This window comes from Rhodococcus sp. DN22, from assembly GCF_036669995.1.
GTDB lineage: Bacteria > Actinomycetota > Actinomycetes > Mycobacteriales > Mycobacteriaceae > Rhodococcus_F > Rhodococcus_F erythropolis.
On sequence record NZ_CP133326.1, the window covers coordinates 6,382,705 to 6,405,792 of the forward strand.

General features: G+C 61.8%; 23 protein-coding genes and 1 pseudogene. 11 read left to right on the forward strand and 13 right to left on the reverse strand.

Features of this window, described 5'->3' with window-relative positions; genetic code table 11:
- Positions 1-521: 521 nt before the first annotated feature.
- The 6 genes from RA302_RS29455 to RA302_RS29480 all read left to right on the forward strand — a co-directional run bounded on the left by RA302_RS29455 (position 522) and on the right by RA302_RS29480 (position 3,071).
- Positions 522-689 (forward strand): hypothetical protein, encoded by a 168-nt coding sequence (locus tag RA302_RS29455; protein WP_166502864.1) that lies wholly within the window; start codon positions 522-524, stop codon positions 687-689.
- A 223-nt stretch (positions 690-912) separates the two neighbouring features.
- The gene (locus RA302_RS29460) at positions 913-1,188 is read left to right on the forward strand and encodes a hypothetical protein (RefSeq protein ID WP_030537628.1); all 276 of its coding nucleotides are present in this window, start codon (positions 913-915) and stop codon (positions 1,186-1,188) included.
- A 65-nt stretch (positions 1,189-1,253) separates the two neighbouring features.
- On the forward strand, positions 1,254-1,778 hold the full coding sequence (locus tag RA302_RS29465) for a hypothetical protein (protein ID WP_030537629.1): 525 nt from the start codon (positions 1,254-1,256) through the stop codon (positions 1,776-1,778).
- Positions 1,779-1,817: 39 nt separating this feature from the next.
- Entirely contained in the window at positions 1,818-2,555 is a 738-nt protein-coding gene (locus tag RA302_RS29470; RefSeq protein ID WP_225320210.1) for a Fic family protein, read from the forward strand.
- 69 nt (positions 2,556-2,624) lie between these two features.
- Positions 2,625-2,849, forward strand: a complete 225-nt coding sequence (locus tag RA302_RS29475) for a hypothetical protein (RefSeq protein WP_225320211.1) — start codon at positions 2,625-2,627, stop codon at positions 2,847-2,849.
- A gap of 87 nt (positions 2,850-2,936) precedes the next feature.
- On the forward strand, positions 2,937-3,071 hold the full coding sequence (locus RA302_RS29480) for a hypothetical protein (RefSeq protein ID WP_261943810.1): 135 nt from the start codon (positions 2,937-2,939) through the stop codon (positions 3,069-3,071).
- 318 nt (positions 3,072-3,389) lie between these two features.
- On the opposite strand, the gene RA302_RS29485 is transcribed toward RA302_RS29480, so the two are convergent.
- The 5 genes from RA302_RS29485 to RA302_RS29505 form a co-directional block, all read right to left on the reverse strand.
- Positions 3,390-3,878, reverse strand: coding sequence for a TIGR04338 family metallohydrolase (locus RA302_RS29485; RefSeq protein ID WP_030537633.1), 489 nt, complete (start codon positions 3,876-3,878; stop codon positions 3,390-3,392).
- The gene (locus tag RA302_RS29490; RefSeq protein WP_030537634.1) at positions 3,878-4,375 is read right to left on the reverse strand and encodes a hypothetical protein; all 498 of its coding nucleotides are present in this window, start codon (positions 4,373-4,375) and stop codon (positions 3,878-3,880) included. Before RA302_RS29490 ends, RA302_RS29485 begins: the two co-directional genes overlap by 1 nt.
- Positions 4,372-6,408 carry a hypothetical protein gene (locus RA302_RS29495; protein ID WP_166502865.1) on the reverse strand — a complete coding sequence of 679 codons (2,037 nt, stop codon included), beginning with the start codon at positions 6,406-6,408 and terminating at the stop codon, positions 4,372-4,374. The genes RA302_RS29490 and RA302_RS29495 overlap by 4 nt, the downstream gene beginning before the upstream one ends.
- A 134-nt stretch (positions 6,409-6,542) precedes the next feature.
- On the reverse strand, positions 6,543-8,240 hold the full coding sequence (locus RA302_RS29500; protein WP_030537636.1) for a hypothetical protein: 1,698 nt from the start codon (positions 8,238-8,240) through the stop codon (positions 6,543-6,545).
- A gap of 43 nt (positions 8,241-8,283) precedes the next feature.
- Positions 8,284-9,834, reverse strand: coding sequence for a hypothetical protein (locus RA302_RS29505; protein ID WP_155277947.1), 1,551 nt, complete (start codon positions 9,832-9,834; stop codon positions 8,284-8,286).
- 81 nt (positions 9,835-9,915) lie between these two features.
- Between RA302_RS29505 and RA302_RS29510 the strand changes: the two are divergent.
- Positions 9,916-10,080, forward strand: a pseudogene (locus tag RA302_RS29510) (TIGR04338 family metallohydrolase); the annotation flags it as partial.
- 58 nt (positions 10,081-10,138) lie between these two features.
- Entirely contained in the window at positions 10,139-10,507 is a 369-nt protein-coding gene (locus RA302_RS29515) for a helix-turn-helix transcriptional regulator (protein WP_030537639.1), read from the forward strand.
- Here the strand turns inward: RA302_RS29515 and RA302_RS29520 are convergent, their stop codons facing one another.
- Both RA302_RS29520 and RA302_RS29525 read right to left on the reverse strand, forming a co-directional pair.
- Positions 10,508-11,095 (reverse strand): ATP-dependent Clp protease proteolytic subunit, encoded by a 588-nt coding sequence (locus RA302_RS29520; RefSeq protein WP_003945993.1) that lies wholly within the window; start codon positions 11,093-11,095, stop codon positions 10,508-10,510. It lies immediately after the preceding gene.
- Positions 11,096-11,099: 4 nt separating this feature from the next.
- Positions 11,100-11,708 carry an ATP-dependent Clp protease proteolytic subunit gene (locus RA302_RS29525; protein WP_007735229.1) on the reverse strand — a complete coding sequence of 203 codons (609 nt, stop codon included), beginning with the start codon at positions 11,706-11,708 and terminating at the stop codon, positions 11,100-11,102.
- A gap of 283 nt (positions 11,709-11,991) precedes the next feature.
- Between RA302_RS29525 and RA302_RS29530 the strand changes: the two genes are divergently transcribed.
- Positions 11,992-12,786, forward strand: coding sequence for an LLM class F420-dependent oxidoreductase (locus tag RA302_RS29530; protein WP_030537640.1), 795 nt, complete (start codon positions 11,992-11,994; stop codon positions 12,784-12,786).
- On the opposite strand, the gene RA302_RS29535 is transcribed toward RA302_RS29530, so the two are convergent.
- From RA302_RS29535 to RA302_RS29545, 3 genes are read right to left on the reverse strand one after another with little or no spacing between them, the layout of a single operon-like run.
- A complete protein-coding gene (locus RA302_RS29535; RefSeq protein WP_030537641.1) occupies positions 12,708-13,937 on the reverse strand; it encodes a CoA transferase in 1,230 nt (409 codons plus the stop codon). The two genes, RA302_RS29530 and RA302_RS29535, sit on opposite strands and share 79 nt — an antisense overlap.
- Positions 13,934-15,649, reverse strand: a complete 1,716-nt coding sequence (locus RA302_RS29540; RefSeq protein ID WP_030537642.1) for an acyl-CoA dehydrogenase family protein — start codon at positions 15,647-15,649, stop codon at positions 13,934-13,936. The genes RA302_RS29535 and RA302_RS29540 overlap by 4 nt, the downstream gene beginning before the upstream one ends.
- Positions 15,649-17,025, reverse strand: a complete 1,377-nt coding sequence (locus RA302_RS29545; protein ID WP_030537643.1) for an MFS transporter — start codon at positions 17,023-17,025, stop codon at positions 15,649-15,651. Before RA302_RS29545 ends, RA302_RS29540 begins: the two co-directional genes overlap by 1 nt.
- A gap of 147 nt (positions 17,026-17,172) precedes the next feature.
- Here RA302_RS29545 and RA302_RS29550 point away from each other — a divergent pair, with 147 nt between their 5' ends.
- On the forward strand, positions 17,173-18,051 hold the full coding sequence (locus RA302_RS29550) for a LysR family transcriptional regulator (RefSeq protein ID WP_030537644.1): 879 nt from the start codon (positions 17,173-17,175) through the stop codon (positions 18,049-18,051).
- On the opposite strand, the gene RA302_RS29555 is transcribed toward RA302_RS29550, so the two are convergent.
- Genes RA302_RS29555 through RA302_RS29565 form a run of 3 tightly spaced genes read right to left on the reverse strand, consistent with a single transcriptional unit; the run spans position 18,048 to position 21,927 of the window.
- Positions 18,048-19,739, reverse strand: coding sequence for an acyl-CoA dehydrogenase family protein (locus tag RA302_RS29555; protein WP_030537645.1), 1,692 nt, complete (start codon positions 19,737-19,739; stop codon positions 18,048-18,050). The two genes, RA302_RS29550 and RA302_RS29555, sit on opposite strands and share 4 nt — an antisense overlap.
- A gap of 10 nt (positions 19,740-19,749) precedes the next feature.
- A complete protein-coding gene (locus tag RA302_RS29560; protein ID WP_030537646.1) occupies positions 19,750-21,255 on the reverse strand; it encodes a long-chain-fatty-acid--CoA ligase in 1,506 nt (501 codons plus the stop codon).
- A 36-nt stretch (positions 21,256-21,291) separates the two neighbouring features.
- On the reverse strand, positions 21,292-21,927 hold the full coding sequence (locus RA302_RS29565; protein ID WP_030537647.1) for a TetR/AcrR family transcriptional regulator C-terminal domain-containing protein: 636 nt from the start codon (positions 21,925-21,927) through the stop codon (positions 21,292-21,294).
- A 176-nt stretch (positions 21,928-22,103) separates the two neighbouring features.
- Here RA302_RS29565 and RA302_RS29570 point away from each other — a divergent pair, with 176 nt between their 5' ends.
- Positions 22,104-23,084, forward strand: coding sequence for a helix-turn-helix domain-containing protein (locus RA302_RS29570; protein WP_030537648.1), 981 nt, complete (start codon positions 22,104-22,106; stop codon positions 23,082-23,084).
- Positions 23,085-23,088 lie beyond the last annotated feature (4 nt).

The following is a 23,088-nucleotide window of genomic DNA, read 5'->3' on the forward strand; positions in this document are numbered from 1 at the left end:
CACGGAGATGTGCCCGCGGTCCGTGTCATCGAGTCGGGCCACCACAGTTCGGCATGGTCACCTCGTCGAGGCGATCTTCCAACGGGATTTCGATCCTGCACCGTTCCACGTTGTAGGCCATGTGGTTTCGACTACGTCGGCTGCCATCGTTGGAGTAGGTCAGTGGGTCCTCGAATTCCCGGGTCGGACCGTTTCCGCATTGCAGGACATTGCGGTTCTGGCTGAACCCGGAACAACCGGCTTACTATGTCCCTCCACTGTCCAGGCGTGGGCAGAATTTGACGAGGACTCTGACTGACGTCAGCGGTCGTCCATCGCCAAATGAGTGTTCGTCCACCTACTGACCGCCACGACAGTGACGCTAATCTGGCTCTTGTCAGGTGTTGGTGCAGAACGGCTCTTGAGGGACTGCACATCTGTCAGCTATTTCAGGGCCGGCGCGACAACGGCCAACCACAGAACCCGCACTCTGCCTTCCCAGCAGGTGCGGGTTCCGCCTACAGCGAATCGGAGGATCTGTCATGACGGACTCGACACCATCGAGCGCTTCACGTGTCACTGATGCTCAAATCAAGGCGGCTCGGGCCAAGTTGATCATCGATGGGAAATTGAAGAGACCGTCGAAGCCCGAGATCGAGAAACTCGCGGCGCTCAAGACCACCAGTGAACGACGGCCCATAGCCAACTGACTCTTCCTGGCGCTCCGGGAGCTTCAATACCGCGGTAGCACTATCGCGATACTTTCTTCTTGTGCGGAGCCGAAATCAGCCATTTCCAGGGAAGATGGAGCGGGAGACCTGCCCCAATAAAGCAGTTGCCCCTAGCGACTCGGCACTGGGTGCTAGCTGACTAGGGGCTTACGAGAAGCAATCGTACCCTGTCAACCGCACCAACTTCCTTCGGAGACGCCTCATGGACAACGAAGCCCCCACGAACATGAACGCCCTGCTCAAGCTGCCTGAATGTGACAGGCTCAATGCCGCCGGAAACCCGGTCTGGGCGCTCGACTCGACCGTCCCCACCTTCGTCGAAGCTGACCTGTCGTTCAACACGGGATCCGAAAGAGGAGCCGTGCGAATCCATAAGTTCGGCGCCGACCCTGAAACAATCGACGACATGAACGAAGCTGAGGCTCTAGGTCTGGCCCTGGTCGCGGCAGCCCGCTCTGTTCGCGAACTGCAGGGCTGACTGCATCGGACGAGATTGGACCAATGGGCACTGAGGTTGACATGGTTGACCATCGAGGAGATCTCATGAACACACTCGCCGAACAAGAACGCAAGCTCATGGACCTGCTCACCCGCCGCGTCCACCAGACATTCGCCGACGCCCACGCTGCCGGCGTCCCGGCCGAGGTCTTCGACGATGTCGAGTCGATCGCCCGCTCCATGACCGCAGCACTGCCCAGCAGTCACGTCTACGACCATCTCGTCGGCCCGTTCTACGACACCACCGGCCTGACACAGTGGCGAGGCGTGAGCCGGCAAGCCATCAACAGGGCTGTGTCTGCCGGCACCGTGATCGCCTGCCGCCTCGACGGCGGGCAGTGGGGGTACCCCACCTGGCAGTTCACGGACTCCCAAACAGTGCATCCGCACCTGATCGCGCTGTGGCAGACGCTTCGTGAAAGCGCCGACCCGTGGACCTGCGCAATCTGGCTACGCAGCCCACAGGAAGAACTCGGCGACCGCAGCGCGGCCGACTGGATCACCAGCGGCCACCCCGTCGACCCAGCCCTGGAGCTGGCCCGCGCTGACGCGCAGCGGTGGGCCGTATGAGCCACCGTGACACCGCGATGAACTTGGGAGGTGTGCGACATGGCTCGAAATTGGCGTGAGGTGCGGGCGGAGGCTGCTCCGCGGCTCGACGAGAAGGCCGTCAGCAATGTCCGGAGGACTATGCAGGAGTTGTCCGCGATCAACATCACCAACCTGGCCAGCGTCGTCTACTCCTCGGGAAAAGTGTTCGACGGCCTCGCTACCAGTCGCCGAGACACCGGGAACTTCCTGCGCTCCGGAAGCCTGGTCGGAATCTTCTCCCGCGCCGACCTTGCGCTGCTCGAAGACCTCCGGGACGTCGCACAGTTCATCATCGACCACCACGATCAGCCGATCGACGCCGCTCACGTCCGCGCGATCAATGCTCAGATCACCCGCCGAGGAGCACTACACCCGGGAGCGCTTCGAACCCAGGACCAGCAGATCGGCGTCAGAACCCGCTACGGGCGGCACACTCCTCCCGCATTGACCGAGGCCGGACTACAGCAGCTCATCACCTCGCTGACCTGCGAGCACGTCACAGAGACGGCTCTCGATCTGTTCGTGGAGCTCGCCAAAGCCCAACCGTTCGAGGACGGGAACAAGCGCACAGCGTTGTTCGCCGCGAACAGTCTGCTCATCGGCGGCGGCCGGATGCTCGTAGTCCCCGTCGACGAGAACGATCCACAACTGTCCGACACCTTCAACGACCTCCTAGCCAAGGCATACATCCACGACGAGCACGACGCCGTCAAGGAACTGCTGCGCAAACACGGAATCGTTGACCTGCCGCACTGAGTAGGGCGACAGCGCGGCGCGGTCGGCGAGTACACCAAGCGGTCGCTAGTACTCGACCTCGCACTCGCTGTGGCCGAGGACCCGCGCCGCGACATCGTGTGCAAGACCCGCAACGGTCTCGCTGCCGCCTGCAAGCGCGGCAACGTCGGTGGTCGCCCCACTGTCATCGACGACGACAAACGTGCGGCGATCCTGGCTCGCCGCGATCGCGACGAGTCGATTCGCACCATCGCGGCCGGCGTGTTGGGTCTCGGTAGGTATGATCCATCGGGTTCTTCCCGTCACTGCCACTGATATCGACGGAGTGCTCGCAAGGGGCGATACTGACTGTGCAGAGGAGGATCACTCTTGACGAACTCAAGACCATCCGAACCGTCACCTGTGACTGACGCGCGAATCAATGCAGCTCGGACGAAGTTGATCATCGACAAGAAGTTGAAGAGAACGTCAAAGCCCGAGATCGAGAAACTCGCGGCACTCAAAACCACCAGTGAGCGACGGCCCATCGCCAACTGACTCTTCCTGGCGCTCCGGAAACTTCAATACCGCAGTGGCTTTATCGCGATACTTTTTCTTGCACGGGTGCGTCGTTGGCGGCCGTCTCAGCTCGACCGGCAAGGCCCGCGATTGCCGCCGAGCACTCTGCCTCCCCGGCAGGTGCGGGGTTCTGTCTTCGATTCCTCTGCTCACACGCAGGGAGCCCTGAGAGCAGTGCCGCTTCAGACAATCACCTTGTGCCTAAGTCGCTGCATCCTGGCGAACGCGCCCGAGACGCCGGCCGGCGTGTTGCGGATGACAGATGGGGGTCGTGCCTTCCGCTGATAGCCTTGCTCGCTACCCGCTTCGAACCCCCGAGTCGTAGTACGCGGCGCGAAGAATCAATGCCGCGGCTTCCCCCAATACGGCGCTGACTAAGAAGAGCATCGCGTTGCGGAACTCCACTCCGTGCCATCGCGTCCCGGCCGGCGTAGAAGGAAGGCCCTCGCTCACTGACAGGTGGTGTGCCAACTCATGCAACAAGGTGCTCTCGCGACCAAACGCCCTGTTTTTCAAGGGGAGTGCCAATGTCGCGGTTAAAGGCTCGTAGTGGGCTTTGCCTTGCCCACGGCGTTCTCTAACACGGACCGGACCGACTTTTGGGTACTCCTCGCGAATCAAGTCCAGTGCCAGCACACCGTCGATGTACCGCTGCGCTGAAGGTATGTCGGCGAATCGCTTTTGGATCGGAACGTAGAGATGTGAACCGTGGAAGTCCACAAGTCCGCCCCTGTCGAGGGCTGCGGACCACACGTGTTCGGCCCCGTAGACCGCTGAAGCGCTCACTACTGACGCCTGTCACCGATGGCAGAGACATTGGCGCCCCTGCCCGGATCTTCGGGAGCGACATCGGCAATGATGGCGTCAAGCCGGGCGCTGGCTGTGGCGTAGAGCATCTGTAGCGCGGCAACCGTTCGAGCGAGGTCACGTGCCGCGCCCTCCCAATGAGTGGCACGCGTCTGAAGGTCTCGGTTCTTCTTCTTGAGGTCATCGACCCGCGCTTCAAGAGCGACCTCGTTCGGAGGGCGGAGGGCTTGGGCTTCCTGCTCGCGTTCCGCGACGCAATCGAGGAACAGGTCTTTGAGGTCAATATGCCTGTGCGTGAGTGCCGACCGCGTCACGTCTGCTTCTCTGCGAAGCGTGTCGATCACGAGTCGGTCGTCGAGCGCTACAACGCGGGGCTTCCCGGTGATGAGGAGCCGACGCATAGCGGCGACGATCTTCTTTCGCTCTGCATTTCTCTCGTCCGCGACCAACGGGATGGTGTCGCGATGGAGTGTCATTTTGAGGTACCGCGCTTCTTGTTGCGTGACGCCACAGGTAGCCCCGAATCAGCGATCTGTTCCTCGTAGGCCGTGATTAAGTGCTCAGCCCTGATCACCTCTTCGCTAGTAGCTCCTTGCTTTGACTCTTCTAGCTCCTGCTGGCGCTGCTGCAGACCGCGGACTGAATCCGTGGTGAGTGCCTTGTTTGGGCAGGCGATCTTGCAACCGGCAACGTCGGGCTCCTCGCCTTCCTTGGTGCAGGCTGACCATGGCAGGTGGAAGATGCAGTAGGCGTGCGCGCCGCCGGCCAGCGGGATCTCGTAAACGGATTGTCCAACCGACTTAGTGATCCGCTTCCACTCGTTGCTAAGTACCGGGGTCATGAGGTTGGCGGGGTCGACCAATTCCAACTCTGAGGCGGCTAGGTTCGCTACGCCGAGGGCTCGGTCTCCTGCGGGTCCACCGACGACGCCGTGACGCGACTCGACAACTAGGTGTGCGAGTGCGTGCCCTGTGCATTCCGACGTACGGCGTCCTACCTTTGATTGTGTGGCAAGTCCGCCGTATCCCTCCGTGACGCGGGTGCCGTACGGGTCGCCGACACGGTGTCCTGCCTGATGTGCGCCAGCAAGGACACCGCCTATCTCTTGCTGGGTGAGGACCTCAGCGGTGCGGCGAAGCGTGCTTAGCGTCATGAAGTCTTCGGCGTCCTCGGGGAAGCAGTACTCTTCGGGGAGCGCCAATTCTGATGCGAGGCTGCGCATTCTTTTCACGAATTTCCGCAGGTTGATAGCCGCCGTTTGTGTCGTAAGTGATCGAGATAAACCGTCCCTGGCGACAGGCCCGCCAAACCCGGCAGCTACGAAGAGTCGTCCGTGCCGCCCATTGAGCCGCTCAATCACAGTGACGGCAGATGCGCCCAACTCCGTGATCGCCCATGGACGCGCGATGCCGTCTGCACGTTGAGTTCCATCGGCCCCGTCCTGCCCTTTGAATGTTCGCCCATACAACAGATGACGCACCTGACCGTCAGGGGCTTGGACGCGCTCAGTTACTCGCTTGCTCGTCCCGTCATCTTGCAAGGTCTTTACCTCAAGGCTCAGCAATTCCTCCGGTCTCATAGACGAGTTCAGACCAAGTAGGAACAGGCAGGCGCTTTGCAGATCGCGCTCATGCACGGTCAGCCTGTAGTAGTCCAGGCCAGTGGGCTGCCAGCACCTGCCGTGAACTCTTCCGTTCACCTGAGTGGGAACCGGACACGCAGGGCTGTCACTGATCACCATGTCCGGAACGGCGCTCAGTTGCTCCTTGAGTCCACCGCCCTGGAATCGGATAGGCCAATTCAGGATGAAGCACATATAGCCCAGAGCGATGCCCCCGCGTGAGGTGTCGGTCCGAGGCAGAGTGTCTCCATGGTCCTTCCTCCACGCGGAAACGATTTTGTCGCGCTGCTGTGCCCTCAAAGGGTAGTCCTGAACCGTGGCGGGCATGTAGCCATCGATTGCATTACGTGCAGAGAGGATGTCGTCAGCGAATTGCTCAATGAACGCCACACTCCACAGAAGCATCGGTGTAAGAACGGCGTCGGGCATGGGTGACGTTGCGTTTTCCGACCTGCCAACATCGCCGAGGAATACCTGGTCATCGACCCATGACGGTTCCCTGAGCCTCTCGCCTGCGTGGAGGTCTGCCGTGAGGTCGTGGAGAAGCCGAATGCTTCCGTAGCGGAACCCGGCCGACTCCCTACTCATCTTTCCTTCGAGGGTGCCGACGTATGCATCCATGGTTTCGCTAACAATGCCCCGCAGTGAGCGGACCTCGGGCGTCTCCACTGCCACGTAGTTCAGGAATGCTCGGATGTGATTAGTGAACTGCGCAATCGTGCCAGTCGAAACCCATTTCTTGGTCGTCGTGCCGCCGCGCCGAACTGCGCGGCTCGGCTTTCCCTCATTGATCAGGAGCCACACCGCCTTCTTGACGGGAAGCCTGAACTGGCAAGGGATCGACTCGAAGTTGCAGGTGAGTTGTGCTCGCTTGCGCGGTGGTGCCATCGCAGCCAGGTTCCACACGTTCTCGCCGAAGGTGGAGATTGGCGCTTCTTCGCGAACGATGCGCTTGGCATTCGCAATGATCGGAGCGTCGTCGCTCCATGATTCCGGGAAGTCAACTGTGAGTGGCTGCGTTGTCATGACTCGCCCCTGTTCACAATGACTGTATTCCAGACTCGCGAACGCAGCTCCGGACTGACCTTCGCGCGTGCTGCAGCGACGGTTTCTGGCTCCACGTCGCTCAGAATCGCGTTGAGTTGTTGCCACGCGGTGAGGTATTCCCGGCGCCAACGCTCCCGGTCATCATCGTCTCGCTGCTTCATCTCCAGCAGATCCAGCAAAGCTACGAGCGGGGGTAGGTTACTCGTGACGACGTAGGCGTTCTTGCAGCCCAAGCAAGAGAGCCACGACTTCGAGCAGTAGGTGCCTGTCTCCGGGTTGTGAAGGATGTCCTGACACCTCGTACCCTTGTCTGTCGGTGTCGTGTCGAGACCCTCTGCCGTCGCTTTTTCTTCAGTCAACAGTCGTACCGCGAGGCTTCGCACCGTATCGAGCGCCTTCTGCTGCGCAGCACGGTGGATGTCCTCCAGTTCCTGAATCCTTTCGGGGTCCTTGAGAATGTAGGCATCAATCCACGTGAGGTGCCGATTGTCCACGGGGTGCTGTGCCACCCGCGTCAGGTAGGTCCTGTGGAGTCGTCTGAGGTCAAGATGTAGCCCGGCGGGCATCCACGCCATGGACTTGGGAATGGTTGCGACGCTGTTCGCTAGCACTCCGTTGTACCTCATGAACAGAATGAGGCTTTCGCTGGACAACTCCTTCGCGGACTGGTGCGCACTCGGCTGACAATCCAACAGGGCTTCTGGATTGAGGTGAGCAGAAAGCCGCGCCGGGGCGGTGCAGTCCATGACCAGTTGCAGGATTCTGCCGAGGGGGGAAGTGGCGACAGCATTCTCCGACATCAAGGATCTGCCGCCGCCTCGGCGGCGCTTGTCCCTTTCGGAGGTGAAGATCGTGAGGCTCTCTGAGGCGGCTGACGCGGCGGTGCTTGGCACCCGTCGCCGTGCAGTCGTTGATGTGTTTTCTCCCGTCGCACCGACGATGGCGGCATACGCCGCAAGCCCTTCATGCGTCGTGAGGAATAGCAAGGACCGCGTCTGTTCGATCCGAACGTTGTGGTATTGATCGAGAAGGCCGAGGGCTGCACCGTCGGCGCTGCCCAAACGCTTGTGGGGCGCACGAAGGAGAGCATGGAGCGCCTCCCAACGGCAGTGTTGTTCTGGTGGCACCGATTCCTTGCGCGTTTGCGCCAGCGCCCAATTGGGCTCGATCCGGCTCCATGCATTGCGGAGTGCCCGGACCGCGCTGGATCGAATCTGCTGAAGTTCGCTGACAGTGTAGTGATCTGGGAGGGTGCTCTCTTGAGTCTCCAGATATCGCTGGGAGAGCGCCTGCCCGACTTCGAGGGGCAACTCACCGTGCTGCAGGAGTACACCTCGCACCGCGGTCAGTTTGTGATTGCGGGATTTCGCCATTGCGTCCGGGTAGGTGTCACGAACCCATAATACGAAGTCGAACCAATCGTCGGCGGCCAGGGAGTCGAGGCTGGTGATCCCCCGTTCGGAAGCCCACCTAAGGAAAACTCGACTGGTCGAGGACAAGCCGCGTGCGCTTTCGATCGAACGCCAAGAACCGGAGGGTCCGTTGGCGCGAGCAATGCAGACAACCCATTGCTTGCGGAGTTCCTCTGAGCCAGCAGCGCCTGCAAAGTCCACCGTCATGTGTCGGGTGCCGTCCTCATCCCAGATCGTGACACTCAAACCGTCTTCACTCACTCGGCTCTTTTGTTGTCCATCAGGCAACGACGCGAACCGTCCCCTAGCCAAGGCCACGGCCCTCCTCTCGGTAGTCCAATCCCGGTAGAACGCTCTCATGGCTGGAATGCAGCGCCTCATAGACGGATTTGAATGTTGCCTCGCGAAAGATGTTGATGCCCCGTAGGTCTTTCACCGCAAGGAGGTAGGCATCCATCGTCGTCTGCAGGTCACGGTGTCCGAGTTGCCATTGGACGTTGGTGTAGGCGTCCTCGTACCGGCTTGGGCTGTAAGTGGCAGGTGGCGATCCCAGTTCGTCATCAATGACCTTGTGCCATGCGATGAGCCAATTCAAAGCGAACGAGTACCGTAGGGTCTTCGCGGTTGGGTAGGGGACGTCACCCGTGAAACCTGCCGCCTTGCAGGCCTTTTCCCACTTATACGTTGCGCGCTGAATGACCTTGATCATGTTGCGTTGATCGGCAGGCAGTCCGCTCTCGGTGAGCCACAGCATGGCCGGTTCCCAGCCATATTCTGTCTCCATCAATAGCCATCGCCGAGCGGGTCCACGTAATTGATCATGAGTCTTCCACGTTCGGCCACCGTCGATCTGGACCTCAAGCTTCCCTCGTTTGACTCGATGGTCGGTGATCTTGTGCCACTGGGCGTCGCTGTAGTTACCGTGCTGTCGCCCCAACGCGACCGCTCGACGTCGATCCTGCTGGATGTACCGCCTGAGTAGCCCTTCAACCAGCCACGGCATGACAATCATCCGCGACTGTCCAGTCTTCGTGATGGAACTGGGCAGACGCATTTCCGCGAATGCGCTGGCGCTCTTCTGGGGCAACTCCAATATCAGTAGCAGGCTTGTTTCACCTTCGCGTGTGCCGCAAAAATAGACCGTGTCAATAAACGTCGCGTTGCGCTGCGTATTGCGGCCCCGGAAGGACTGGTCTTCCCCCGCTCCAACGAGTTTGCCTGTCTCGCTTGCCGATACGGCGTACCCCCTGAACGCAACGTTGGACCACAGACGGAAAGTCTCGGGCTCAATCCAATCAACGCGGCGAATGCGAGCGTTCTTGCTCTTCCACCCGCCGGCCCTAACGCTGGTTCTATTTTGGTCCTTGAACTTAAGTCCTGGTCCGAACTCTTCGATCGGATTCTCGGCTGCGTACTTCTTCCTCACCGCCCACGAAAAGAACAGTGAGAGCGCCGCGACCTCTTTGTTCCACGTCGCCCCGCTGATGGAATTCTCATTTCTGATGGGATCAGTGCGCCATTCCTTCCACTCGTTGAGATCATTCGCGTCCATCTCGTGGAGCGCCGTTGGAAAGGGGCGGCTTGCGAGCCATCGAATGATTGGCGGGTAGACGGTCGCATAGGTTACGCGTGTACCTTGCTTCAGTCGTGACCAGCGGGAAGTTCGCAGGAACTCGGTGAAGACCCATTCTGTCCGGTATCCCTCCGGGTCAGCGTGCAGCCGCGCAAGGTCGATGATGACCGGGGTTCCGGGCTTGATGCCCGCCTGCGCTTCCAGCTCATCAAGCTCGACCCACGCCAATTCGGGGAGCAAGTTCGTTGGGGCGGACGGGCTTCCACCAGAAAGCACGGTCAACCATCTATCACCCATAACACCCCCGGGTTCCCGGATGTGGACAGCACCACCGTAACACCCCGCGTGTCTACAGAAGCCGACTTGCACGAACTTGCGCACCACCTCGGCGACCCCGCCTCCGACGAGGCTTCCCACGGGCCCGAGTTCGTCGACCGCTACACGAGCCTTGTCGGCGAGATCATCGGGCCCGAGGCGGCCTTCGTTCTTCGAGCGATGTTCCTTGCCGGTGGTGTTCGAACGGACTAGATGTCAGCCCTCGGCGAACCCGGTGGTGTCCGTACCGGTCGGCTGGAATACTCGGCCTATGGATGCGCCGCGCAGACTGGTCCTGGTCAAGGGTGAGTCGGAACTCCCCGATCCGACTGTTGCCGTGCGCAAAACCCCACTGATTCGTGAAGCCTACGGACGAGTGCTGCGGGAGGTTCGACGCGATCAGGACCGAACTCTCGACGACGTAGCCGCAAAGGTCGGGATGTCGAAGCAATACCTCTCCGAGATCGAACGGGGCAAGAAGGAACCGTCGTCGGAAATTCTGCGCGCAATCTGCGAAGCGCTCGGGATGCCGCTCGAGCACCTGCTGTTCCGAGCGGGCAACCGGATCGTTGCGCTCAACTCCCTCACCTTCGGGCACTCTCCCGCACCGATCTCGGGTCCCGTCCTGATGGCGGCCTAGTCAGTTCCCTTCGATGAGGGTGTCAGCCAGTCCGTAGGAGATAGCGTCGTCGGCGGTGAAGATCCTGTCGCGATCGGTGTCCTTACGGAGCCGCTCGACGCTCTGACCGGTGTGCTTACTCAGAATCGCCTCGGTCTGCTCCCGGATTCTCAGGATCTCGGCTGCTTGAAGCGCGAGGTCCGAGATGGTGCCGCTACCTTGCGTCGACGGTTGGTGCAGCAGCACCCGCGAATGGGCAAGAACATGCCGATGGCCTGGAGTGCCGGCGGCCAGAAGCACTGCAGCAGCCGAAGCCGCTTGACCCATGCAGTACGTGGAAATCGTCGGTTTCAAGAACTGCATGGTGTCGTAGATCGCGAGCATCGCCGTGGTGGAACCGCCGGGAGAGTTTATGTACAAACCGATTTCACGATCCGGGTTGTCGGCTTGCAGATGCAGCATCTGAGCCATCACGACGTTGGCGACGCCGTCGTCGATCTCTGTGCCGAGAAAGACGATGCGCTCGTTGAGCAGCCTGCTGAAGATGTCGAAAGATCGCTCACCCGTTGGTGTTCGCTCGATGACACTGGGAATCGTGTACTGGGACATGACGTCACAATCCGATCTTGGGGAAGGTAGCTTGCGGTGCTATCTCGGCGAAGGACGTCACGACGCGGTCGACGATTCCGTACTCGCGCGCCTGCTCGGCGGTGAACCAGCGATCCCGATCGCTGTCGGTCTCGATCTCTTCGACGGTCCGGCCCGTTTCGGCGGCGAGGATTTCCTGCGATTGACGCTTCATCAGCTCGAGGCTCTCGGCCTGGATCGCAATGTCCACCGCAGTGCCACCGATACCTGCCGAAGGTTGGTGCATCATGATGCGGCTGTGCGCCAGGCTGATTCGCTTGCCGTGGGTGCCGGAGCAGAGAAGCACCTGGCCCATGCTGGCGGCGAAGCCCATCGCGACCGTCACGACGTCGTTGGGGATGAGCTTCATAGTGTCGTAGATGGCCAGACCGGCAAACACCGATCCGCCAGGTGAATTGATGTAGAGCACGACGTCGCGCTTGGGGTCGGTGGTGGCGAGGAGCACCAGTTCCGAACACACACGTTCGGCCATGGCGTCGTTGACCTCGCCGGTGAGCAGAATGGTTCGCTGTCGGAAGAGCCTGTCTGTCAACAGGTCACGGTAGCCGGTATCGGTGGGCGCTTCAGTAGTCATGAATCCATTCCTACCGGCGCGGCAGTGCCGCGGCCCCGCTTGTCTGCTGTGGGCAGACCACCCCTGTTTTTACCCGCCCCCCTGTTGACTGCCGCCTTTTTTGCCTGCCCCCTTTCTGAGCGAACGGCACGTTCAGTCGATCTAAGGCGCCGAAAGTACCGTTCGCTCGAAAAGGGGTGGGCACAAGATCGGGCAAACCCGTCACCGACGGCGGCGGTAGCGGTACCGCGCACACCCGGCCATGATGGGAGAAGACAACCATTCCTCTCGTCAGGAGCGTGGCATGACTCGTCCGGTACGCATCGGTGTTCAACTCCAACCCCAGCACGCACCCGATTACGGGTTGATACGCGACGCCGTCTTGCGGTCCGAGGACGCCGGGGTGGACATCGTCTTCAACTGGGACCACTTCTACCCGTTGACCGGCGATCCCGACGGCGCCCACTTCGAATGCTGGACCATGCTCGGCGCCTGGGCCGAGCAAACCGAACGCGTCGAGATCGGCGCCCTGGTCACCGGTGGTGGCTACCGCAATCCGGATCTACTCGCCGACATGGCGCGAACCGTCGACCACATCAGCGGCGGGCGCCTGATCCTCGGTATCGGTGCCGGCTGGTTCGAGAAGGACTACGACCAGTTCGGATACGACTTCGGCACTCCCGGTTCACGGCTGAAACTGCTTGGCGAATACCTCCCCCGCATCACGGGCCGCCTGGCGAAGGGCAACCCGCCGCCGACGCGCAACATCCCGGTCCTCATCGGCGGTGGCGGCGAGAAGAAGACCCTGCGCTTGGTCGCCGAGTACGCCGACGTCTGGCACAGCTTCGGCGACCGTGAGACACACCTGCGCAAGTCAGACATCCTCTCCGACCACTGCGCCGACGTGGGCCGGAACCCGCTGGAAGTAGAGCACTCGGTTCCGTGGCCTGGGCTCGAAAATGCAGCCGACCTGGTCGCCGACGGTGTCTCACTCTTCACCGTCGGCGTCAGCGGACCGGACTACGACCTCACGACGCTTGCCGAGGCCATCGGTTGGCGCGACGACAACACGCCGCCTGCGTTGAGCGGGCTGGCCTGAGCGGTACCAAGGACTTCGTCGTTGTCGGCGCCGAGAACGGGCGGCGCCGACGTCAGACGTGGCCTCTGGCCGGAGAAGTTGACCGGAAAGGCCACTTGCTTCAACGGTCCGAGCGTCGGATGGTCGACGGTTCCGACCATGCCGAGCGCGGCGGTGTGGGGATCGGAGTAGATCTCGTCGAGATGCCGGATCGGTGAGACCGGTACGGCGCGTTGGGCGAGAAGAGCGCACCAGTGTTCGACGGTCTCCGATGCGAAGGCGCTGGTGAGTTCTCGTTCCAGACTCTCGCGGTTCTCCACTCTGTCGCGGTTGTGGGCAAAACGCGAATCGGTGACCAGTTCACTCCTTCCGATGGCCTCGGCCAGCGACGCCCACATCGCGTCGTTGCCGACAGCGACGACGAAGTACCCGTCGCTGGCAGGAAATGCTTGATACGGAGCAAGATTCGGATGACCGGAGCCCAACGCAGTCGGGCGCTCACCGGTGGCGAAGTAACTGGTCGCCCAGTTGACGTGCATCGCGAGTTGGCACTCGTACAGCGACGTGGTCACGTACTGTCCGCGCCCGGTCCGGCCTCGCTCGACCAATGCAGCCAGGACACCGACCAGTCCGAAAAGCGCTGCGCCCAAGTCTCCCAACGCAAACCCGGATTTCATCGGAGCGCCGCCGGGTTCACCGGTGAGCGACATGAGCCCACCCGCGGCCTGCGCGATCATGTCGTACCCCGGTTCGTCGCGCAGCGGTCCTTCTTCACCGAAGGCAGAGATGTGCAGGGTGATCAGATGCGGGTATCGCTCGGACAGTGCCTGGTAGTCGAAGATCTTCTGTAATCCGCTGCCCGGCTTGAAGTTCTCCACGACCACATCGGTCTCTTCGAGCATGCGGTGGATGATCTCCTGTCCTTCGGTGGACTTGAGGTCGATCGTGACCGACTTCTTGCCGCGGTTGATCGCGAGGTAGTAGGCGGCATCTACGCCGACGAAGGGAGGCCCCCACGAACGCGTGGCGTCGCCGCCTTCAGGGTGTTCGATCTTGGTGACGTCGGCTCCGAGATCGGCAAGCGACATGGTTGCGTACGGCCCGGCAAGGATCTTCGACAGATCGAGCACGCGGACACCAGCCAAGGGTGTGGGGCCTGTTGGAGAATTCACTGGTGAACCCCTGCTACGGAGAGGAACTCGGCTACGACGTCACGTGCATCATCCAGCTCGACGTCACCGCCGTCGGTGATCACGTCGAGATTGCCGAGTGCAGCCGACGGCACCTTCCCCACAAGACCGGCCAGGTAGGAATTCGCCACCAGCAGTGACCGGTACCCATTACCGTGTCGGATGCCGTGGTCTGCAAGATCGAAAAGCAGGGTCGCCATGACGGCACGAGCGAGCTCGTCGGCATACTTTGCGCTGGCGGCCTGGGCGGCATCGTCAGATCCGGAGATCAGACGATCTCCTTCCTCTACCAGTTCCTCCCAGCGCCGCAACAGAACTCCGGCCCCGGCTTCGCAATCCGGTCCGACGGTGGACAAGATGTCCGTCATCGCTTCCGCGACCGTGCGGTGCGAGTTGAACTTGCGTAGGCACCGAAGTACGTCCAGCGCAATGACATTGCTCGAGCCCTCCCAGATCGAGCCCAAGTGGGCATCCCGCACTAGTCGCGCGTTGGCCCATTCCTCGATGTAGCCGTTTCCTCCGCGCACCTCCATGGCCTCGCCGGTGACCACCCGCGCGCGTTTGCAGACAAAGTGTTTGGCGATCGGTGTCAGCACCCTGATCAGTGCGCGCGCCTGTTCGTCGCCGCCGTCTGCTGCCTGAAGACACTGTGCGCTGTACGCGACCAGGGCCAGCGAAGCCTCGGCATCGAGTGCAAGGGGAAGAAGCGTCGCCCGCATCAGCGGCTGGTCGAAGAGCTTCTTACCGAACACGACTCGACTCTTCGAATGTTCGACGGCTTCGCGGACTGCTCGGCGCATGAGAGCGCTCGAACGCATCGCATTGGACAGGCGAGACGTGTTGACCATCTCCGCCATCTGGCGGAATCCTCGATCGAGTTCGCCGACCTGGAGTGCGTGCGCGCGGTTCAGCGTCACCTCGCCGCTCGGCATGGAACGCGTACCCAGCTTGTCCTTGAGACGATCGATCGTGAGGTTGTTGCGCTCGCCGGATCCTAAGGTCTTGGGCACCATGAACATTCCGACTCCACGCGTCGAACCATCCTGTCCGCCCGGGAATCTCGCGAGGGTGATGATCACATCGGCATCCGGGTTGGAGGCGAACCACTTCTTGCCCGTCAGAACCCATCCGTCACCGTCGCGCTCGGCGCGTGTTTCGGTGCAGGCGATGTCGGTGCCTGCCTGAATCTCGGTCATGAACATCGCACCCGTCTTCGCCTGCTCGGGGTCCGTCGACGTCAACGCGTCGATCCAGGGCGAGAACACGGCCGGATCACCGAACATACGCAGGGTCCGCGCAGCAGCATCTGTCATCGACACCGGGCAGGCCAGCCCGAACTCTGCCTGCACGAAGATGTACGACGCGAGATACTTCGCGAGTGGCGGATGCACGGAGTCCCATCCGTGCAACCCTTTTCGGTGCGACATGGCGGACAGGCCGTACTCGTTGTACGCCGCCCGGCACAGTTCCAGGTAGGCCGGGTGATAGGAAATCCGGTCGACGCGGTCACCGGCCTTGTCGAATTGCTGCAGCAGCGGCGGGTTCTTGTCCGCGATGTCGGCAAGCTCGGACAAACGGCCGGCGGCATCTCGGCCCAGTCGGTCGAGCAATCCGTTCAACGTCTCTCGGTCCGCCCCGGCGGTCCATCTGTCCACTACCGCTGTCACAGCGGGGTCGGTGTGTGCAAAGTTCATCAGTGGTCAACGCCTTTCAGGGTGGAAGCATCGGTCATGTTCGAGGAGCTCGTCGACTCCGGCCCGGGCGCTTGCGCATGCAGCGCACTCCTGCGCAACAAAGCAGTCATACAGACAAGGGAGAGAACGACATACACGAGCCCCAGAGCTACGACCGGCCAGATCGAGTTGGTTCGCGTCAGCAGATACTGGCTGACCATCGGGGCCGTTCCGGCAAAAACGGCGGTCGACAATTGGTACGACAGAGAGATGCCGGTATACCGAACATTGGTGGGGAAAACCTGCGCCAGGATGCCGGCCAACGCGGCGTAATACATTGCGTGAGGCGCCGTCGCGAGGACCATACCCAGAATCGCCAAGGGCACGGAGCCCGTCTGAACCAGCACGAACATCAGTGGTAGGAGCACGATCTCCGGAAGCAGCATCCAACGGACCGCTTTCGACGGATCGATCCGCGTGGCCAGCACAGCACCGAAAGGCTGTACGAGCGCTTGGGCTACCAGTGCCACGGTGATCACGAGGAGGAAGTCACTACGCTCGAAGCCGAGATCCGTTGTCGCCCAAGAGAGCGCAAAGGTTGTCTTGACGTACGTGATGGCAACACCGGCAACCACAGCGCCGACGCCGAGAGCAAGTTCGACGGGATGCGACCGCAACACTTCGACCAGCGGCATCCGTGTACGCTCCTGTGCTGCAACAGCCTTCTTCATCTCGGGTGTCTCGGAGATGTGCAACCGGATGTAGAGAGCGACGATCACCAAAGCTGCGGATCCGAGGAACGGCAGACGCCAACCCCACGACTCGAACACGGAATCCGACATCAACGTCAGGCCGAGGAAGGCCAGCGTCGCGAGCAGGTTGCCGACCGGTGAACCCTGCTGCGCAAACGCGCCGTAGAGCACCTTCTTCTTCGGGGGAGCGAATTCGGTGGCGATCAACACGGCACCGCCCCATTCGCCGCCCATGGCAATGCCCTGGAGAACACGCAGTGCCACAAGCAGTATCGGTGCCCAGATCCCGATCTGGGAGTACGTAGGGAGGAGGCCGACACCGACAGTTCCCAACCCCATGAGCGCGAGGGTGATGATCACGGCGTTCTTGCGACCGAACTTGTCTCCGAAATGACCGAACACCACTCCGCCGACCGGACGAGCCACGAATCCCACGGCAAAAGTCGCGAAGGCTGCGAGTGTCCCCACCGCCGGCGACGCATCCGGGAAGAACAGCGGGCCGAGCACCAAGGCGGATGCGGTTCCGTAGATGTTGAAGTCGAACCATTCGATGGTCGTTCCGACAAACGCCGTGATTCCCGCCTTGCGTGCCTGTTTGGTGTTGTATTCAGGCGGATTGGTGTCTTGACCTGGGTTTTGATCCACGGTTCTCCCTGATTCTCGCGTCGGGCATCACCAAGGGTTGCAATGTGAGGCGTGAATCACTATCGTCCGAAATCCATGTAGAGTCCAAGACTTAGTTCGACTCATTTATGTGGGAGAACCACATAAATGAAGACTGGGAGGAGCGACATGGAATTGCGTCAGCTGCGCGCGTTTCTCGCAGTAGCCGACGAACTTCATTTCGGCCGGGCCGCCGAGCGACTCCACATCGGGCAGTCCCCGCTCAGCCAGACCATTCGGGCGCTCGAGCGCGAACTCGGCACCGACCTGTTCGTCCGGACCACCAGATCAGTGCAACTGACCGCAGCCGGCGAAGCCTTGGTCACGCCCGCACGAATCATCGAAGCGCAGATCGCCGTGGTACGAGAAATCGCATCGGCCGCGTCGACTGGCGAGACGGGCCGTGTCACAGTGGGTTTCGGCGGAACAGGCGGCTACACCGTCCTGTCGGCCCTCACACGGTCCTTGGCCGACTCCCATCCGGGAATCGAACTGGAACTACGGCCGCAGATGTACTCGGGTGAGGTGCTCGACGCTCTCCGACGCGGCGCACTGGACATGGGCATAGTCGGCCTGCCCATTCCGCGCGGATTCGAGACTCACACTGTGCGGGAGGAAACCTTGATGGTCGCGGTTCCGGCCAGGCATCACCTCGGTACGCATGACTCGGTGTCACCGGAAGACCTGGCAACCGAGCGATTCGTGATGTATCCCGCCGAGCACGGCTCGGTGGTGCGCGATGCAACGTTGTCCGTTTGCGCCACAGCAGGTTTCACGCCCACCATCGCACACGAAGCCCCCGATCCGTACAGCCTGTTGGCCATGGTCGGAGCGGGGGTCGGGATCGCCGTCGTCGTGGAGTCGACGGCGCATCTGTCCATGGACGGGGTCGTGTACCTGCCGATCGCCGGGGCCACGCCCACGCTGAAAATCGCGATGGCATGGCGACCCAACAATCCGACGCCGGCAGTACACACCGTCACCAGGGTACTGAGGGAGCAGCCTTAGGCTCTCGCGAGAATTCCGGCGAAATCTGTTCCCACAGGCAGAGTTCCGTACTCGTGACCACGGTCGTCGCCGAGGCGAGCGGCAATGAACGCATCGGACGAGGCGGCCGGGGAGTGGCGCACCATGAGCGAAGCCTGCAGTGCCAACGCCATAGCCTCGACGACGGTCCGAGCGCGGAGTTGAGCGTCGGCAGGTGCCATCGTGGCGAGCTCACCGAGTTGGCGTCGTACCCGATCGAGGTGCTGATCGAGGACCGGGTTGTTGCCGCGGGCGAGGTTGATCTCGTGGTCGAAGGCGGCAACGGAGTCGGGTTCACGGGTCATCGCGCGCAGGACGTCGAGCGCGATGACGTTGCCCGACCCCTCCCACACGGCCATGACGGGCTGCTCACGGTAGCGACGGGCAAGCGGGAAGTCCTCGGTGTAACCGTTGCCGCCCAGGCACTCGAGGGCTTCGTAGGAGTGGTGCGGGCCGCGCTTGCAGATCCAGTACTTCGCAACAGCCGTCGCGAGTCGGCGGAACGCCTTTTCCTGCTCATTCGCGTCCTCGTCCTGCGCACGGGCCAATCGCAGTGCGGTGATGGTCGCGGCTTCGGATTCGAGAGCCAGATCGGCAAGCACCGAGGTCATTGCCGGCTGATCTGCCAGGACGGCACCGAAAGCGCTGCGGTGCCGTGCGTGCCACACCGCTTCGGCGACCGACTGACGCATACCTGCCGTGCTGCCGAGGATGCAGTCGAGTCGCGTCTGGGACACCATTTCGATGATGGTCCGCACGCCACGTCCCGGTTCGCCGATCATGGTGCCGACGGTGCCGTCGAGCTCGATCTCGGACGACGCGTTGGACTTGTTGCCCAGCTTGTTCTTCAGACGCTGGATGCGGAAGACGTTGCGTGTGCCGTCGGGCAGGATGCGGGGGAGAAGGAAGCAGGAAAGTCCCTCGCCGGCAGCACCTTCGGCCTGAGCGAGAACCAGGAAGGCGTCGGACATCGGCGCGGAGCAGAACCACTTGTGTCCGGTGAGGAGGTAGTCCGCACCCGGGCCGCCACGTCCGGCCGGCTTGGCGATGGTCGTGTTGGCTCGCACGTCGGAGCCACCCTGCTTTTCCGTCATCGACATTCCGAAGATCGCGGATGCCTTTCCGGGAGCATCCAACTCGGGGGTGTAACTCCGAGAAAGGGCACGCGGGGTCCAGATGGCGGCTACATCGGGTTGCAGCTCGAGCGAGGGGATCACAGCGTGCGTCATGGAGATCGGGCACGCGTGGCCCGGTTCGACCTGGGAGAAGAGCATGAATGCCGCGGCCCGAGCCACGTTGGCACCCGGCTTCGGGTCAGCCCAGGCAGAGGTGTGAGCACCGTGCGCAACGGCGGCAGAGATGATCCGGTGATACGACGGATGGTATTCGACCTCGTCGATGCGGTTTCCCCAGCGATCGAAGGTCTTCAATTCGGGGATCACCGTGTTGGCCAGCTCGGCGTCGTGCTGGAACCCGGCACTGCCGACCAGTTCACCGATATCGGTGAGTTCACTGGTGGCCCAATCGGCGTCGTGACGCGCGACGCCTTCGGCCAGGACCGTATCGAGCAGGAACTCGTTGACGTCCGTGCGCGGTACCGACTGGTTGAGCACTGCATGGGTGCGATGCGGAGCCGGGTGGGTGACGGTCTTCTCGGAAATATCAGTCATGACAGGCCTTTCAGCTCGCTGCGCGGATGAGGTGCTTCTGGATCTTGCCGGTCGGTGTACGCGGAAGAATCGTCGCGAACACCACTTCACGCGGAATCTTGTAGCGCGCCAACTTGTCCGAGAGGTAGTCCTTGATGTCGTCGGCGCTGATGACATCCGGTTCACGCCAGACGACGTGCGCGACGACGGTCTCGCCCCATTCTTCGTTGGGTTTTCCGACAACGGCGACGTCGACGACGTCCGGGTGGCCGGAGATCACGTCCTCGACCTCCTTGGAGTAGACGTTCTCGCCGCCCGTGATGATCATGTCCTTCGCGCGGTCGACGATGAAGAGGTAACCGTCCGCATCCTTGCGCGCCAGATCGCCGGTGCGATACCAACCGCCGTCGGCAAAAGCAGCCTTCGTGGCAGCGGGGTCGTCGAGGTACCCCTGCATGACGGTGTCGGCGCGCAGCCAGATCTCACCGATCTGATCGGGCTCCGCGTCGGTGCCGTCATCGGCAACCAGGCGCAGGTCGACGCCGGCCAGCGCGACGCGGCCGATCGAGCCCGCCTTGCTCAACTGCTCTTCGGGGTACAGCACGGTGCCCACTGGCCCGGTCTCGGTCATGCCGTAGACCTGTCGGAATTCGGTGGTGCCGTACGACTCCACCAGTCGCCGAGCGACATCCGCGCCGATCGGTCCCCCGCCGTACAACCACGCACGAACGCTTCCGAGGTTGTAGTCGGCAAAGTTCGGCACGAGGTTGAGTGCAGTGGTGTAGATGACCGGCGGGCCGAAGCAGAGGGTAATGCGTTGTTCCTGAACTGTTTCCAGGAATTTGACGGGATGGTACTCGCGCAGCAGCACGACGGTTCCGCCCATGTAGAGCGTGGACATGAACCAGTTGTTGAGCGGGGAAGCGTGCCAGATCGGGACGGCCATGAGCAGTCGCTCGTCCCGAGTCGTCGACACGGCGAGGGCCGCGGTGACGGCAACACCGACGACGTTGCGGTGGCTGTGGACGCAGCCCTTGGGCGAGCCGGTAGTCCCCGAGGTGTAGAGGATTTCGGCCGGATCGTTCTCGTCGATGTCGATACCGTCAACGCCGTCCTGGCGGGTGATGGCGTCGTCGAAGAAGTCGAAACCGTCTGCGACAGAGTCCGTGCTGATCAGCTTGGCCGTTGTCTCCAGTCGACCGACAACCGGCGCCAACTCACCGTCGAAGACGCACACCGACACCTTCGCGTGTCCCAGCACGTAGGCAACTTCCGGAGTCTGCATCTTGTGGTTGATGGGGACCACGACGGCGCCCAAGCGCCAGGCACCGAGCATCGCGTACACGAATCCCGGAGTGTTGTAACACATCAGCGCGACGCGGTCGCCCGGCTGCACGCCCAGCGACTGCAAATAGCCTGCGGCGCGTCGACTTCCGTCCTGAACCTGGGAGTACGTGTGATCGTGACCGTCGAATATCAGGAAGGGTTTGTCCGGGGTCTTGGTGACGTTGCTGTCGAATACGCGAACGATATTCATCGAAGTCCTTGTCGGAGAATCACGCTCGAAGAGAGTTCATTCCATCGAGCTGTTGAGTACGGCGTCGGGTATCTGGAGGGTGGCGAAGATGACGGCAACCGCCTCCTCGAGGGAGTAGCCGAAGCTCTCGCCGGTGGCAGTCTTCTGGATGACGAGGCCGAAGATCGCAGACCAGAAGGCCTTGGACTCGACGTCGATGCCCGCGCGCAGCTGCCAGCCGGTGCGGATCAAGGTACGGAGGAGGGCGGTTTCGCCCGAGGAGTGCAGAGTGCGAAGCGTTTCGGAGATCAGGTCGCGGAGTTCACCACGACGACCCGTCATCATCATCGCTTCCACGAAGAGTTCGACGCTGGGAGCGCCCGAGCCCAGGAGGGATCCGACCAGCTTCTCGGTGTAATCGCCGACCGTGTCGGCGTCGGCGGCATCGACCTCGGCACGCTTGCCTGCGCGCAGAACGGCCGCGCACGCCACCTCGACGAAGAGCTTTTCTTTGGAGCCGTAGTAGTAGGTCACCTGGTTGGGATGGGCGCCGGCGGCCGTGCAGATCTGCGCGATGGAGACGCTGTCGCCGTGCTCGAGGAACAGCTCGGTTGCGGCGTTGAACAGCGCCATGCGCGTCTGCTTGCCCGACTCACGCGTCGCGCGCGCTGCGGGAACTGCCTCGGTGGCCATCACGAACTCCTACTTGTTTGTACGACAAACAATAACTCGGCGTTGTTTGTATGGCAAACAATTTCTTCCCGACGCGATGACATGTCGACTTCTATCGACATGTCTGATGTGCGGGATTACTCTCTGAACATCGAGCACCCGAGAACTTCGGCTTTTCTGCGAGGAGGCGCCCTGCAATGCTCGCGCGATCCGGCTTCTCCCTGCCCACACGCACGACTCTCACGGGCGACTGGGCAGATTTGTTGCGCGAGCATTTTGTCGCGCTCGACGTATCCGATATCGGAGACGGCGATCGATTCAGCGGGGCCGTCCACTCGGCCCAACTCGCACACGTTCGGGTATCCGCAGTTCAATCGATGGAACAACGAATAGTCCGTAGCAACAGCCTGATCAAGAGCGACGGCGCGGACTATCTGCAGATCGGGATGATCCGCCGCGGTAGCGCGGTAGTGCGCCAAGACGACCGCGAATGCGTCCTGCGACGTGGCGACTACGTCCTGTACGACACCACGCGCCCCTTCGATTGGCAGATCGAGGGACACGCACACGACGGCATCTGGGGACTCGAGGTGTTCACCTGGCCACGGTCGTACCTGTCGCTCAGCGACGCGGAGGTCACGAGCCTGACCGCCATCGCCTTCGACGGACACGCGGGCCTGAGTGGTCTGCTTGGTCGCTTTCTTCACGATCTTGCCTCCGTCCGCATGACGTCCGACGCAAGCGGAGACGAAGAGGAAGTCGTCAACGAGATCGGCAACCTGGTCAAGTCCGTTCTTCACACAACTGCGCGACCGATCACCTCGCGGCGAACCAGCCTCTACGAATCCGCCCTGTCGGTCATAGACGCCCGCATCGCAGACCCGGCCCTGTCTCCGGTGGACATCGCGGGATCAGTCAAAGTCTCCATTCGCCAGTTGCACCGAGCCTTCGCCGAACACGGCACAACGGTGTCGCGTTCGATTCGCAGCCGTCGACTCGACGGTTGCCGTCGTGAGATCGTGCAACGCCACGGAGTAGAGCGGTCGCTGACCCAGATTTCTCACCGCTGGGGATTCACCGACCTGGCCGCCTTCAGTCGAGCCTTCAAGACGGAGTTCGGGATCAGCCCGCGGCAATACCGGTCGCAAGCAGTGGCCCCCACAAGTACTGCCCGCTGATCTG

What these genes read in the sequence shown, in the direction of transcription:
- RA302_RS29455 (WP_166502864.1), top strand. Translation starts at nt 522, where the DNA reads ATGACGGACTCGACACCATCGAGCGCTTCACGTGTCACTGATGCTCAA.
- RA302_RS29460 (WP_030537628.1), top strand. Translation starts at nt 913, where the DNA reads ATGGACAACGAAGCCCCCACGAACATGAACGCCCTGCTCAAGCTGCCT.
- RA302_RS29465 (WP_030537629.1), top strand. Translation starts at nt 1,254, where the DNA reads ATGAACACACTCGCCGAACAAGAACGCAAGCTCATGGACCTGCTCACC.
- RA302_RS29470 (WP_225320210.1), top strand. Translation starts at nt 1,818, where the DNA reads ATGGCTCGAAATTGGCGTGAGGTGCGGGCGGAGGCTGCTCCGCGGCTC.
- RA302_RS29490 (WP_030537634.1), bottom strand. Translation starts at nt 4,375, where the DNA reads ATGACACTCCATCGCGACACCATCCCGTTGGTCGCGGACGAGAGAAAT.
- RA302_RS29495 (WP_166502865.1), bottom strand. Translation starts at nt 6,408, where the DNA reads ATGGCACCACCGCGCAAGCGAGCACAACTCACCTGCAACTTCGAGTCG.
- RA302_RS29515 (WP_030537639.1), top strand. Translation starts at nt 10,139, where the DNA reads ATGGATGCGCCGCGCAGACTGGTCCTGGTCAAGGGTGAGTCGGAACTC.
- RA302_RS29520 (WP_003945993.1), bottom strand. Translation starts at nt 11,095, where the DNA reads ATGTCCCAGTACACGATTCCCAGTGTCATCGAGCGAACACCAACGGGT.
- RA302_RS29525 (WP_007735229.1), bottom strand. Translation starts at nt 11,708, where the DNA reads ATGACTACTGAAGCGCCCACCGATACCGGCTACCGTGACCTGTTGACA.
- RA302_RS29530 (WP_030537640.1), top strand. Translation starts at nt 11,992, where the DNA reads ATGACTCGTCCGGTACGCATCGGTGTTCAACTCCAACCCCAGCACGCA.
- RA302_RS29540 (WP_030537642.1), bottom strand. Translation starts at nt 15,649, where the DNA reads ATGAACTTTGCACACACCGACCCCGCTGTGACAGCGGTAGTGGACAGA.
- RA302_RS29550 (WP_030537644.1), top strand. Translation starts at nt 17,173, where the DNA reads ATGGAATTGCGTCAGCTGCGCGCGTTTCTCGCAGTAGCCGACGAACTT.
- RA302_RS29555 (WP_030537645.1), bottom strand. Translation starts at nt 19,739, where the DNA reads ATGACTGATATTTCCGAGAAGACCGTCACCCACCCGGCTCCGCATCGC.
- RA302_RS29560 (WP_030537646.1), bottom strand. Translation starts at nt 21,255, where the DNA reads ATGAATATCGTTCGCGTATTCGACAGCAACGTCACCAAGACCCCGGAC.
- RA302_RS29565 (WP_030537647.1), bottom strand. Translation starts at nt 21,927, where the DNA reads ATGGCCACCGAGGCAGTTCCCGCAGCGCGCGCGACGCGTGAGTCGGGC.
- RA302_RS29570 (WP_030537648.1), top strand. Translation starts at nt 22,104, where the DNA reads ATGCTCGCGCGATCCGGCTTCTCCCTGCCCACACGCACGACTCTCACG.